The 13,502-nt window shown below is 49.3% G+C and carries 8 protein-coding genes; 1 reads left to right on the top strand and 7 read right to left on the bottom strand.

The features are described from left to right. Positions 1 to 36: 36 nt before the first annotated feature. From J2X05_RS09705 to J2X05_RS09730, 6 genes are all read right to left on the bottom strand, one after another. Positions 37 to 2,979 (bottom strand): ribonucleoside-diphosphate reductase subunit alpha, encoded by a 2,943-nt coding sequence (locus J2X05_RS09705; RefSeq protein ID WP_310071878.1) that lies wholly within the window; start codon positions 2,977 to 2,979, stop codon positions 37 to 39. Between the two features lie 743 nt (positions 2,980 to 3,722). Further along, positions 3,723 to 5,015, bottom strand: a complete 1,293-nt coding sequence (locus tag J2X05_RS09710; RefSeq protein ID WP_310071881.1) for an AGE family epimerase/isomerase — start codon at positions 5,013 to 5,015, stop codon at positions 3,723 to 3,725. Positions 5,016 to 5,253: 238 nt separating this feature from the next. Next, the gene (locus J2X05_RS09715) at positions 5,254 to 7,041 is read right to left on the bottom strand and encodes an alkaline phosphatase PhoX (protein ID WP_310071884.1); all 1,788 of its coding nucleotides are present in this window, start codon (positions 7,039 to 7,041) and stop codon (positions 5,254 to 5,256) included. Positions 7,042 to 7,285: 244 nt separating this feature from the next. Then, positions 7,286 to 8,959, bottom strand: a complete 1,674-nt coding sequence (locus tag J2X05_RS09720; RefSeq protein WP_310071885.1) for an Aq_1262 family (lipo)protein — start codon at positions 8,957 to 8,959, stop codon at positions 7,286 to 7,288. A gap of 168 nt (positions 8,960 to 9,127) precedes the next feature. Next, positions 9,128 to 10,537 carry a M12 family metallo-peptidase gene (locus J2X05_RS09725; protein WP_310071886.1) on the bottom strand — a complete coding sequence of 470 codons (1,410 nt, stop codon included), beginning with the start codon at positions 10,535 to 10,537 and terminating at the stop codon, positions 9,128 to 9,130. Positions 10,538 to 10,558: 21 nt separating this feature from the next. After that, positions 10,559 to 11,212: a protease inhibitor BamI-like protein gene (locus tag J2X05_RS09730; protein WP_310071887.1), complete on the bottom strand. Its 654-nt coding sequence runs from the start codon at positions 11,210 to 11,212 to the stop codon at positions 10,559 to 10,561. 211 nt (positions 11,213 to 11,423) lie between these two features. Between J2X05_RS09730 and J2X05_RS09735 the strand changes: the two genes are divergently transcribed. Then, positions 11,424 to 12,365 carry an HDOD domain-containing protein gene (locus tag J2X05_RS09735; protein ID WP_310072530.1) on the top strand — a complete coding sequence of 314 codons (942 nt, stop codon included), beginning with the start codon at positions 11,424 to 11,426 and terminating at the stop codon, positions 12,363 to 12,365. Positions 12,366 to 12,424: 59 nt separating this feature from the next. On the opposite strand, the gene J2X05_RS09740 is transcribed toward J2X05_RS09735, so the two are convergent. After that, on the bottom strand, positions 12,425 to 13,450 hold the full coding sequence (locus tag J2X05_RS09740; RefSeq protein WP_310071889.1) for a DUF72 domain-containing protein: 1,026 nt from the start codon (positions 13,448 to 13,450) through the stop codon (positions 12,425 to 12,427). Positions 13,451 to 13,502 lie beyond the last annotated feature (52 nt).

Genomic DNA, 13,502 nt, shown 5'->3' on the forward strand with positions numbered 1-13,502 from the left:
GGTTGGGAGGGGGTTTTATTTCTTGCGGCGGGTGCCTTACTGGCACGCCTCACAATCCGGATTGTCTATCGAACATGCCAATGGCACTGGCGCTGCTTCGGCGAAACTCGCGGCTTCTACTTCTGATATCGCAGGTTTTGCGGTAACAGGGGCAGCAGACAAACCGCTCGCGCCACCACCGGCAGATACCGCGTTCAATGCACCGGTGTTAATGGTGGATTTTTCAGTGGTAGTTGCAGCCAAGGCACGCAGGTAATACGTAGTCTTTAAGCCGGAGAACCATGCCATACGGTAAGTAATGTCTAATTTTTTACCGTTTGCGCCAGCGATGTAGAGGTTCAAGCTCTGTGCCTGGTCGATCCACTTCTGGCGACGGCTGGCGGCTTCTACGATCCACTTGGGTTCTACTTCAAACGCGGTGGAGTAGATGGCTTTGAGGTCGGCCGGAATGCGGTCGATCTTTTGCAGTGAGCCTTCGTAGTATTTCAAATCGTTAACCATGACTGCATCCCACAGGCCACGGGCTTTTAAATCGTGTACCAAGTGCGGGTTAACTACGGTGAATTCGCCAGAGAGGTTGGATTTCACGTAGAGGTTTTGGTAAGTCGGTTCAATCGACTGGGTTACACCGGTGATGTTGGAAATGGTTGCAGTCGGTGCAATCGCCATCACGTTGGAGTTGCGCATACCTTGTGCTTTAACTTGCGCACGCAGAGTCGCCCAATCAAAAGTTTGGCTACGGTCAACTTTGATGTAATTCTCGCCACGGTTTTGTGCGAGCAACTCAATCGAGTCAATCGGCAGAATGCCTTTGCTCCAGAGTGAACCATCAAATGTTGAGTACTTGCCGCGCTCGGCTGCCAGTTCGCTGGAGGCTTTGATCGCGTAGTAGCTCACGGCTTCCATGGAGGTATCGGCGAAATCTACCGCTTGTTGTGAGCTGTAGGCGATACGTTGTTCATAGAGCGCGTCCTGGAAGCCCATGATGCCGAGGCCTATAGGACGGTGACGCAGGTTGGACGCTTTGGAGGTCGCAACGGCGTAGTAGTTAATGTCGATCACGTTATCGAGCATACGGATCGCAGTTTTAACGGTGCGCTCCAGTTTTGCTTGATCGAGCTTGCCATCCACAATGTGTTGCGCAAGGTTGATCGAGCCGAGGTTACATACCGCGATTTCATCATTCGCCTTGGTGTTCAAGGTGATTTCAGTACACAGGTTGGACGAGTGCACTACACCCACATGCTGCTGCGGGCTGCGCAAGTTGCATGGGTCTTTGAAGGTGATCCAAGGGTGGCCGGTTTCAAACAACATACCCAGCATTTTTCTCCACAAATCCAGTGCGCGCACGGTTTTGAAGACTTTGATTTTGCCCGCAGCGGCTTGGGCTTCATAAAACGCGTAGCGCTCTTCAAACGCTTTACCGTACAAATCGTGCAGGTCAGGAACGTCGTTCGGAGAGAAGAGGGTCCACTCTTTATCATCAAACACGCGCTTCATGAATGCATCGGGCACCCAGTTAGCGGTGTTCATGTCGTGGGTACGGCGGCGGTCATCACCGGTGTTTTTGCGCAGCTCAAGGAATTCCTCGACATCCATATGCCAGGTTTCCAAGTACGCACACACAGCGCCTTTGCGCTTGCCGCCCTGGTTTACTGCTACAGCGGTATCGTTGGCCACTTTCAGGAAGGGAACTACACCTTGTGATTTACCGTTGGTGCCTTTGATGTAAGCGCCGAGTGCGCGTACGGGCGTCCAGTCATTACCCAAACCGCCAGCGAATTTGCTCAGCATGGCGTTGTCTTGCATGGCGCCGTAAATACCGTGCAGGTCGTCCGGTACGGTGGTCAGGTAGCAAGAGGACAACTGCGGGCGCAAGGTGCCGGAGTTGAACAGGGTTGGGGTAGAGCTCATGTAATCGAAAGAAGAGAGCAGGCGATAGAACTCAATCGCGCGGTCTTCACGGTTGTCTTCCTGAATTGCCAGGCCCATCGCCACACGCATAAAGAATATTTGCGGCAGTTCGATGCGGGTGTCGTTGCTGTGGATGAAGTAGCGGTCGTACAGGGTTTGCAGGCCGAGGTAGGTGAACTGCAGATCGCGCTCGGCGATCAGGGCTTTGCCCAGTTTTTCCAAATCGAAATTCAATAATTCAGGGGATACCAGCTCCAGCTCAACACCTTTTTTGATGTAGAGAGGCAGGGTTTGCGCGTAGTAGGTTTCCATCTCGGCCTGGGTAGCAGAGGTCGCCACACCAAAGAAGCTCAGGGCTTCAGCGCGCAGTTTGTCCATCAATAGGCGGGCAGTAACGAACGAGTAGTTAGGCTCTTTCTCTACCAGCGTACGGGCGGTGATCACCAGTGAGGTGTTCACGTCTTTTTCGGCCACGCCGTCATAGAGGTTGCGCATGGCTTCATCGAGGATGGCTTTCTCTTCCACACCGGCCAAACCGGCACAGGCTTCACGCACGATGGTGCGCATACGGCCAATATCGAGAAGGGCGCGGGTGCCATTGTCGAGAATCACGTTGAGGCTGGGGTAATCCGGATCTGGCTCTTGCGATGCAGGTTGTTTTTGGGCGCGCATACGGGCGTGCTCTTCGCGGTAGAGCACGTAATCGCGGGCGATTTTTTGTTCGCCGGAGCGCATCAGGATCAGTTCAACCTGATCCTGGATCTCTTCGATATGGATAGTGCCGCCCGAAGGCATGCGGCGTTTAAAGGTGGCGGTGATTTGTTGGGTGAGGCTGCTCACCACTTCGTGTACACGGGTAGAGGCAGCGGCAGTGCCACCTTCTACAGCCAAAAATGCCTTGGTCATGGCGATGGCGATTTTGCTGGCATCGAAAGGAACCACCGTTCCATTGCGCTTGATCACACGCAATTGCCCCGGCGCTGTTGCGGTAAGGCTCGACGAGCCGCCGTGGATGTCGTGTTGGATGTTGGTTGTGCCGGTGGTTTGTTCAATGTCAGTGTGCATAGACGTCTCCCGCGTGAGGTCATTCCCGATTGAAGTTGATTCTGTTTGTTCTTACAAAAAGCATTGTCGATATAAAGGCAGTGCTGACTAGCGTTTGCGATCTTGCTGACCCGCTTGCCCGCCGAATCGATGGCGGTTGGATTATTAAAATCAGGGTTCAGAACACCGTTTTCTGCTGATTAACACACCACTAGATATAGTGGTGTGTTAATCAGCCGGTTGTGCCCATACTACTGATGCCTTCCCAGTGTATTGAAACGACAGGTTGGCCGTTAATGACAGCTGGTTTTTACGCAGTGACTGTGATTAACGTTCAATTGGGTCAAAAATCTGCTTGACGATTTGCTCCATGAGCGATAGGCGATATTGTGGTGTTGGACACCGGCAATACCTATATCTAGGGGTAAATCGTGAATGGGCTACAAGATAATGCGGTTAGGGGTTTTATGCAAGCTTGAAAACCTGTGGATAAGGTGTGGGTGGAGCTGGTAAAAACTGGGGGCAAGTGGCGAAATCGCTGTAGAACTACGGGAAATCCAGTGTTGCCGTGACTCATACCCAAAATGACAGTTTGTCGTGCAGCTTAGACTTTTTTTGCATGTAGATGTGGATGTGATATGACTACATATTGTGTTTGCAGTTTTTAACAGCTAATTGGGTTTAGGCGACACAAAAGGCGTGGTTTTTGAGCGCCGCCCTTGTGCTGCAAGGGCGGCTTGAGTTTGCTGGTGTCAGTGTCTCTATTAGTGTTTGGCAAGCGTCGCCAAGCGCTGTAAACGGCGTGCACTTTCCATCATGGCGCGGCTATTGTGGTAAGGGCACTTCCACATACTCAGGGTAGGTTGGAGTATCACTTGGCCGGATTTGTTTGTCCCCCAATGCCACTCACCGGTTTTATTGTTCACCAAGTGCGCCTTGATAAAACCCCATGTACGCGTAGTTGCTCTCAGGTATTTGGTATCGCCGGTAATTTCATAGGCGTTGATAAAACCGACCAGAGCTTCTGCTTGCGCCCACCAATCCTTGCCTGTATTAGTCAAACCCTTGCGGGCCGAGGCTTCGTTGTAGATGGCGCCATCCGTATCCATGCCTTCAGCGAGAGTTGTATCGGCAATCTTCACGGCCAGCGCGCGGGTGCGGTTGATCAGGTCGGCATCACCCAATACTTCAGCGGCTTCCACCATTAGCCAAGCGGCTTCAATATCGTGACCGTAGGAAATGCCATCGCCTTGCACCTGCCAATCGGCATCCATAAATAGGGCGAGATGGTTGGTTGTGCGGTTGAGGATTTTGCCGAGCATGATGTCCAGCAGCGCTGTTTGCTGTTTTTTCAGCTGCCCATCCGGCCAAACGCGCAATAAATTGGTGTAAGCCTCCATCACATGCAGGTGCGTATTTTGCGATTTGGCGGTTGTCACACCGAGGCTATTTACGGGTTTGGCGAGTGGTCGCCAATCTTCACCCACTACTTCCAGATAGCCGCCATACTCCCTATCCAACGCGTATTGTTCGATTAGTCGATACAGGGTTTTAGCGCGTTCCAGTGCCTGCTGGTTACCGGTCGCGCGGAAGTATTCGCTGTAGCCGTAGATACCAAAGACCTGCCCGTAAATCTGTTTATGGGTTTGCGCTGGTTTACCATCGCCCGCTACTGACCAATAAAGACCGCCGTTTTTGTTATCCCAAAAAGTGGCTTCCAGATCTTTAAATGCGTGATCGGCCAGCTTGCGATAGGCCTCATCCCGGTAATTCCGATACGCGGCTGAGTAACTCCATAAAATTCGGCTGGAGAGCAGGGCGCCGCGCTCGGCACTTGGGTCGGGTTTGCCGTCGGCGCTGACTTGCCCGTAAAAACCGCCGGTCTCGGGATTGGGTGCCTGTTTAATCCAGTAGGGCAGGATATTGCCGGTGAGTTCCTGCTCAAACTCACCAGCCATCTGCAATAGGGCTTCTGTTGATGGTAGGTGTGCTGTGGGCTGCGCAAGCACGGTAGCTGGGAGCACCGCGAGCGCGAGGCTAAAAAAGAGTTGTTTCATGGGGTTCCTGATTATTCGAATGAGCTGCGTTCGGGCGGTTTGCCTGAGCGGGCGCATATTACAGTAACCGGTTACATTTGAGTGTAAAAAAAGGGGCCTGAGCCCCTTCTGATGCATGCAATAACCTCCTTGTATACCTCCTTGCCTGTTGTCTTCCTTGCTCTAACGCTTTTTATGATGAACTGAATGCGTTACAGCTTGATGACGTATTTTTATCCTGAAACACTTTTTTCGGTTATCACACACCTTTAGGGTTATAGATCCACAACATGTTGTTAACGTGGTTGCTGGTGTCTTCACCAATCAGTACACGACCGTCATCCAATACTTCGATGTTGTCAGGCTGAGCTATGCCGTTCACGTCACACTTGTCGGTAGTGCTGCTGCCGTTGTAAGCGCCGCCCACGACCACAGGTTGCATGCGATCCACGTTGTAGTTCATGTCGAAGCCGAAACGGTAAACAGCGCCGCAACGGTTTTCTTTAACCTGAATGTCACCGGTAGTGTCGGCCATTGCACCGCGTACTTCAGCCATGGCAACGTACATGAATGGCACGCTGCGATCTTTGGCGCCATCGTAGTTGATGTTGATACCTTCCATCTTGTTGAACTCAACGGTTGCGCCCTTGGCTTTGGCAGCGCGCAGAGTTTCAAGGAACGCAACACGGTTGTCGGCAGCACCACCAGCGGCCCAGGTAGCAACTTCAGCATCGCTGATAAAGTTGGTTGAGCCGGATACATAATCCGTTTCATCAATGCCATCGTAGCTGCGTACCCAGCTTTCAATTTGCGCGTTGGTCGCGTGTGCCAGCATGATCCACTCGATATCAAAACCGGCTTTAGCGGTATCGTTGGTCGCGTCTTGAGTTACTTTTGCAGCGTAAAGAGTACCTGCTGACAAATCGCCGGCAACGTCGGCTACGAACTTGTAGAAGCCTTTGTTTGAGCCGTCATCGGTCAGGTAAACGGTTTTCTTGTCGGGCATGATCACCGGGTTTTCATGGGCTGAACGGCCCAGAGTGAAATGCTTCACCGCGACCGGCGTAGCCGCTTTTGGTTGGGTTATTTCAACGATGTAGCCGTAGTCATAAGGGTTGGGGAAGGTGCCTCCCAGGTAATCCTTAATCTTCAAAACATCAGCGTAGTTCGGGTAGCCAGTGGAGTAGGTCATGTCGTTCCAGCGCACTGAATTTTCAGCTTCGTAGTTTTCTTCTGAGGTCAGCGGAGTGCCCCAAGGAGAAACGGTACCAAAGCAGTTGATCATGGTGCCTTTAACATTGCCAAAGTTAACGTTCATGGCATCGTTTACGCGCCAGGTGCCATCGCTTTGTTTGGCGATGTTCAGACGGCTTACACCGCCCGGACGATCTTCCCATGCGCTGAACAGGTAGCCTTCGCTGCCGGTGGCGTTGCTTGGGATAAATGCGTTGAAGTCAGGGTTGTTGGATTGCTTGATGCTGACGTTGCCCGCAGGGTTGGTGATGTTGCCAAAGCCGAAAGGCAGTGCACCGGCATAGGTATCGCCTTCACGGCCAAGGGCTTGATAGCTACCTACGGCAACTTTGGTAGTTTGTGATTCTGGAGAGCCTTTCACTGGAACTGGAACCGGGGTGATTTTGGGATCAAGATTATCCAAATCTACGCCATTCCAAACACCGACTGCCGCTTTTTTCTCATCACCAGGTAGTGTGTCTGACGGGTGTTGGATATTGAAAAAGAATTCACCATTATCGGTCTTGAACATACCAGTTAATTCAGAGCCCATTGGTGTAGTAGCGAGGCGAATCATTTTGGCTGGTGCTGTTGCGTCAGTTCCATTGCTACCATTAGAGCCATTACTTCCATTTGAGCCGTTAGATCCTGCAGGACCTTGCGGGCCAGTCGCTCCAGTGTCACCTTTTGGGCCAGTTGCTCCGGTAGCTCCTGCTGGACCCGTAGCACCATCTTTACCGTCATCACCGCCACAGGCAGTGAGCATAATGGTGGAAGAAATTAACACGGCTAATATTTTTTTGTTGAAGGTCATGGTTATTGATCCCAAGGTTGGTCTTTAAAAAGTTTACTTTCGAGGACTGAAGCCTAGGGATGCTGTATGAAGGTTTGACAACATATTTGTGTCATTTAAATGAAGGTTTTTTGACGCCAAATGCACTTAATTTTCGTTGCCGTCTCCATGTGTGGTTTCAGCGCGATGTTTAGCAAGTAAAAATAAAAAAGCACTGCCGCTTTCGCGACAGTGCTTTTTTATTTGTTCAATTTTGCCATTTAATCTACTGGAGACTGCTCCAGTCCAAACGAAGATCCCAATTGTAAAAACGAAATTCCGGCGCAAGGGGTGGTTCAGATTCATCGATGGTTTCAAACACATTGTTTGCGGTCAGCCAAGTCGCATCGCGCCCATAAATATAACTTTGGTGACGCACTATGTGGGTATAAGCCTTATTCAACTGCATAGCGCGTTCCCGCGAAGGGGAGATCAATTTGTACACATCGGCGGATTTCACTTTTTCGGTATCGACAATCCCGTTTTCGGTAAACCAGCGGCTGAGCATCTCCGGATTTTCGCGGAATTCACTGCCGCCACCGGCGCGCTGTAAGTAATGCAAAATTTCACCACCGGGTTCACTTACACTGGGTGCATCCAGCATGCCTTTCAAGTTGATGTAGCCCCAGCCTTGCGCACCGGTGACTTTGCGTGCAAACGCAAATGTTTGGTCGATAGTGGCGCCCACTGCGGCGTGGCAGCCCATGCAAAAGAAGGTTTCTTCATGGGTTTGCGGACGCAACTTGCCATCGTGGTCTTCTATATAGCCTTGCAGCATCCAGCCAAACCCATTTTCCATTCCCAGTTCGCCGTGATCATTGAAGTTGGGCAATTGCTCCAGATTTTTTTCTTTGCGTTCACGCGCGTAGCGGCTGGCGACATCGTATTGTTCCAGAGCTCGAATTTTTTTCATGTAGCGCAGTTCTTTCATGCGCGCGGGCACAAAAATATTGCCCTGTTCATCATTACCTACGTAGCGAACTGAATGCATGAATTCGGTATTTTCCGGATATTGTTGGGGGATAACCGCTACCTGCGCTGCATCGCCCAAATATTGATCGCGTTTTACCAGTTGCACTGCTTGGCCCAGATTGCCATCGCCATCCAAATCAATGCCCAGCTCCTTTTCATCTTGCGGCGCGATACTGATGTTCGCCAGTTGTTTGATGTTTATTTCAACCAGCGATAAATTTAAAAAATACATCGCTGCATTGTATTGGCCGTTGATTTCGCGAAACTGCGCCGGTAGACGAATAACTACATCGTCTGTCGCACCGTTAGTGGGCCAGAAAGTGCCGGGGAAAGGTTTGTAATTAAACGCGATCCAGTGACTGCCATCTTTCGCAATGCCTTGCTCATCAAAGGCGGCGGCGGCCTGGTGGAAATTTTGCAAATCAGGAATAAAGCCTTTCCAGTTGCGCGCGGTCAGATCATTTGGGAGTTGGCTGTAGTTCTCGGTATTTACATAGGTTTGAATTGAGCTATCGCTGATGCTGTTAATCCAATCCTGACGATCAACAAACAGATTCTTCCAATGGTTACTCAAGCCATCCTCAGAAAAAATATAAGCACCTTGTAAGCCTCCGTCATCCAACTCATTCATGCGAAACTCGCCTTTGCTTCGGTCATACATTTGATGGCATGTGTAGCAGGGGTTGTGGCGATTCTCAGTTTTGGTGTAGCACTGTGAGGGGATGGGCGCTTCGAGATTGGTAATGATGTCGTTTGAGACTGTCACTCTTTGTTCGGGAACAACTTCCGGTAGTGCCATTACCGTATCTGTGGCGGGCGCTTCATTTTTTACTATTTCTGTGTTTGATTCGCTCGCAGTGGTATCGCATCCAGCGATGCCGAGCAAAAAAAAGACATATACAACAATAAGAAGAGATGTTTCTTTCATACAATCAATACCGCTTGTAAGGTTTGGATGGCACTTAAATGGATCCAAAGCCTAACAAGCGATTATTACAATTTTCTTGCAGTGTGCGGTTGTACGCGCTGTTAAGAGGGTGAGGATAAGTAATACAGGCAACAGAGGATGATTGTTGCCTGTGTTGATAATTGAATTTTAATCATATACCCAGACAGAGAACGTTTTAGTCATGGGGGTTCCATTCAGATTGTTAATATTGCACAAACTTGGTGTGTAATTGGAGTCATCTTGCGGATCACAACTACCATAATTATTGTAATTATTATTAATGTGATCGCTCCACTCAAATCGATCCAGTACCGATCCTCGCAATTCGAGTCGAGCGTTAGATCTCGGTAAGGTGATGGTGCAGGTGTTGATACTTTCGTTCCATGAATAACGGAACTCACAGAGTTTTAATCCATTGTCATACAGGGAGAGTGATGTGCTGCCACCGCCCAATATATTAAAATTTGCATTAAAAGTGATTGTTGTTTCTGGTAAAGGTGGCCCGTTATATTTTGCGCTCATTAAAATAGTTTTATTGTGATCTGCTACGGTGACATTGTAAGCACAGGTTTTTTGGCTTGCATCGGTGCCAGCTTGGCAAACTCCGCTTTCATATTTCCATGTCGAGCCTTGGCCAGTAATTTGGAAAATATGTTGTCCGCTTGAAAAGGTTTTGTGTTCGCAGGAATAAATTTGTGCAGCATAAGATGGGTTGCATATTAGCTTGCGGGTTGGATATATCATCTCAATTTTCATGCTGCCAATAGGGTTGGGTATATCAAACTTAAATGTTGTTAACTGGGTGGGTTGTAGGTTTGTCCAATGGCTTTTGTATTTGCTCACATAATTCGTGTAAACAGTCGGTATACCACCTGCCGCATTGTATTCATTAGTGCCACAGGTGGTATTGGTTTGTCCGATACACGTTTTTATCGCTGGATTGGAAAAAAATAAATACTGCACCGCGTTACCAAATGCATTCGGGTAGGTCATCACGTCTCTGTAATTGTCCGCAACACCGTACCCCATGGATGTGCTAATTGGCACGCCTGTATGTGTGGTACTGCCGGATATTTTTCCATGTCCAACACCTAATATATGGCCAAGTTCATGCGCAAAAGTGTATGCGTGCGAATACAAGGCAACAGCAAGTGCTTTGGGAGCGCCGCCGCTCCCGACGGTCGATGGGTAGTTGGCATTGCCTGCGATATTGTTGGTCGGGCTGTCGCACAGCAAGATAGTGACATGCGGTTTGTGGAATCGACGTAAATTGGTAACTTCAGTATTCGTTTCAAGGCTACTTACTACCGATGAATTACATGCGGTATTTGAATAACCACTAATTTGTACGGAATCTAGCAGGTTGAGTTGTATATTGATATTGGATTTGGTAAACGCTGAGTTACCTTGGTTAATAAAGTTTGCAGCCTGTACGGCAACATTATTGCCTAAAACATTTGCTACCGTATCGGGATACAGTACCAGTACATCCACTTTATTTTGTGCCCAACTCAGGTTTGAAAAAAATACAAAGAGCAACATAAATACATACTTCATTGTGAATCTCCTTTTTTGTGATTAATCGGTGAGTTCCGGGTTGGCGATAAAGAGGAAGTGTTTGTTATTGATTGTGGCGAGGTGAAGCACGTTATGGGGTGTTGAAATGGAGCCAAACATGGCATTGTCTTTCCAGCTTATGTGAATGCCGCGAATGCTATTGCTATCACCATTGATGTGCCCCGATAAACTGGTAATTCCGTTTTGCGATGAAATGTCCTGGATGATGTAATCAACCAAACCAATTTGCGGTAAATCCAGATTGATAACGGTGTTGGGTTTTAGTCCAGATAGTTGTGCGGCATCAATGTCTACTGCAAATAGCCTGTCAGCAGATGTAATGAGTTTTTGGGCTGTCTCGGCGAGCTCTTGTTCATCAATAGGCCTGCTGTTATCACTAATCAGGGAGGAGGTGATAGCCATTGGAGGCGTATCGATACTTTGATCGATATGATGCGGCAAGGGCGCGATAGGTGAGTGAGTTTGGAAGGGTGTAGTCTGTGCCTTTGGATACTTTTCCGGTGGCTGGGCGGCGGTCAATTGGGTGTGAGCGCGCGCGGTTGCGCTGTTTTGAATCTTATCCTCTGCAGGAGCTAACCCTACATATCGCGCACTTATAAAGGCCGTCACGCAGGCCAAACAGATAGTGCCAATCAGAAAATACGCCTTCCGCATTCTGTGTGTCCCTTAATCTGGATTTAATCCAAGTCATATCACCAAACATTCCCAATGTGCCTGATGTCTGTGACGTTTATATTAATTGTTTATATATTAAGCAAAAAAGTCGCCTCCTCCCTTTAAGGATTTTAAATAGTGGTTAGCGGAGATTGGCTGGCACTGTGGTTGTTAGGTAATCTGGCGGGTGAGATTAAGTTGAGTGAATACAATGATTACCCCTGCGGGCAAATCTGCTACGCTTGGCGGCAAATACTCTCTAATTACCAATGTGTGTGCTATGGATTCCAGCGTGACAGCAGTTCAATCAGATTATTCGGTGTATCGCGGTGTGATCGGCGATCTATTAAGCGGTCAAGAGCAATTGCCGAGCCTGCCGTCTATTACGTTTGAAATCCGCAAAGCCATGGGGCAGCAAGATCTCTCCATGATGGAATTGAGCAGGCTGCTGGCCAAAGACCCCGCCTTGTCAGCGGTGTTGTTGAAATATGCATCAAGCCCCTTAGTGGGTAGCCAAACACCGCCGCAAAACCTGCTCGATGTGATTCGCCTGCTGGGAATGAATCAAGTGGAGCGGATTACCATGGTGCACTCGATAAAAAGTTTGTTCTCGGTGCATTCGGTAAAACACAAACGGCTTTTCTTAGAGGCCTGGCGTCGCTTGGCATTGAAGGCGAGTGTGAGTACCTATATTGCCAAGCATATGCATTTCAAAAATGTACTGCCCGACAATGTACTTATGGCGGCACTTTTGAGTGAAGTGGGCACATTGGCTGTGCTTTCAGCGTTTAGAAACAGTGACGATACCCCTGATATCCCGGCATATGTCGCGCTCTGCCGAGAATACGCAAAATCCCTCGGCGTAATTACCCTCAAGCAGTGGCAAGTGGATGAGCAGTACCTCAAGGTTGTGCAGGAGATTGGCAATTGGAAAGGCGAGAGCCCCGGCCCACCTAATCTTAGCGATCTGATTAACCTTGGCTTGTATCACTCGCTCAAATTAACCCACACCAAAACCGATTTGCCACCCATTCAGGAATTAACGGCCTACCAAAAATTGGAAGAGCCGGAAAATTCTGTGGTCGCTGGTGGACTCACGTTTGTGATGAGCAACGTGCAAGAGATTCGCATTGTGGCGAAGAGTTTGTTTTAGGTTTCAACAATAAAAACCCGGCATCGTTGTGCCGGGTTTTTAGTTATTTCACGCTGCGTTTATGTGTTTCCACTCGGGTGATTATCCGCCCGAATCGCCCTTGCCAATTCAATCACGGAAAGCGGCGCTGACCCCTCTGCTTTATTGCTCAGCGTAACAAAAACATTTTGCCCGGCGCGTGCGGTACCGGAAATTACCCGCACCAGGGCTGCGCGCGTTTCCGGATCGGGATCCATCATTTTGTCGTAAGGCGAATAGAGTGCTTGTGCATCTTCATAACCGTAGGCGCCATGTAGTGGATTCAAATTCCAGCGGCATACCAATGGCCCTGGCCAAAGTGCGCGCAAAATCGGAAGTTGTTCAGTGATGCGCGGCATTTTGGCGTGCAAGCCCATGCAATAGGTTGCGCCGGTATCGCGCAGTGCATCGACAAATTGTGGTGTTAACCATTGTGGATCGCGCACTTCTACTGCGACAACGCCATCAGGTGCGATGCTTTTTAAATCGGGAATGGCTTTTAATAAAGTGTGTAATCGATCGATCAATTTCGGCATTTGCCCAAGCCATGCGGTGGGTAAGGGGCTGATCTGAAATACCAATGCCCCGAGTCTGCGCCCTAAGCCTTCCAAGGCCGGTTCAACAAACATCTGCACCGCCTGTTCTGCATTGAGAAAATTCGGGTTTTGTCGCATGCCGCGTCCGGATTCGTCGCGTACCAACGCATCGGTGATTAAACTCGGCGCTTTTACGACGAAGCGAAAATGCTGTCCCACCTGCGATGCATATTCTGCAAACTGGGCGACGTTTAGTGGCCGATAAAAACTGCGATCAACACTCACTGTGCGAAACAACGGGTGCTGTGCGTAAGCTGCGAGTCCGTAGCGCGACAGATTGGTTTCGGGATATTCGCCATTCCACACCAAGCCATTCCAACCCGGATAATTCCACGAAGAGGTACCCAGACGTAGATGCGCAGGCAGGCTTTGTGCGAGTTCGATCAACGCCGGATCGATAATCGCTGGCTCTACGACTTTACCGGATTTTTTCGCAGGCTTGCCGGCGTCACCAAAAAGAGGATTCTGCATAAGTAATAATGTGTCGTGAGAGTCAATTAATAGCATCAGAGTGATGGAGCTG

Source organism: Cellvibrio fibrivorans (assembly GCF_031457055.1).
GTDB lineage: Bacteria > Pseudomonadota > Gammaproteobacteria > Pseudomonadales > Cellvibrionaceae > Cellvibrio > Cellvibrio fibrivorans.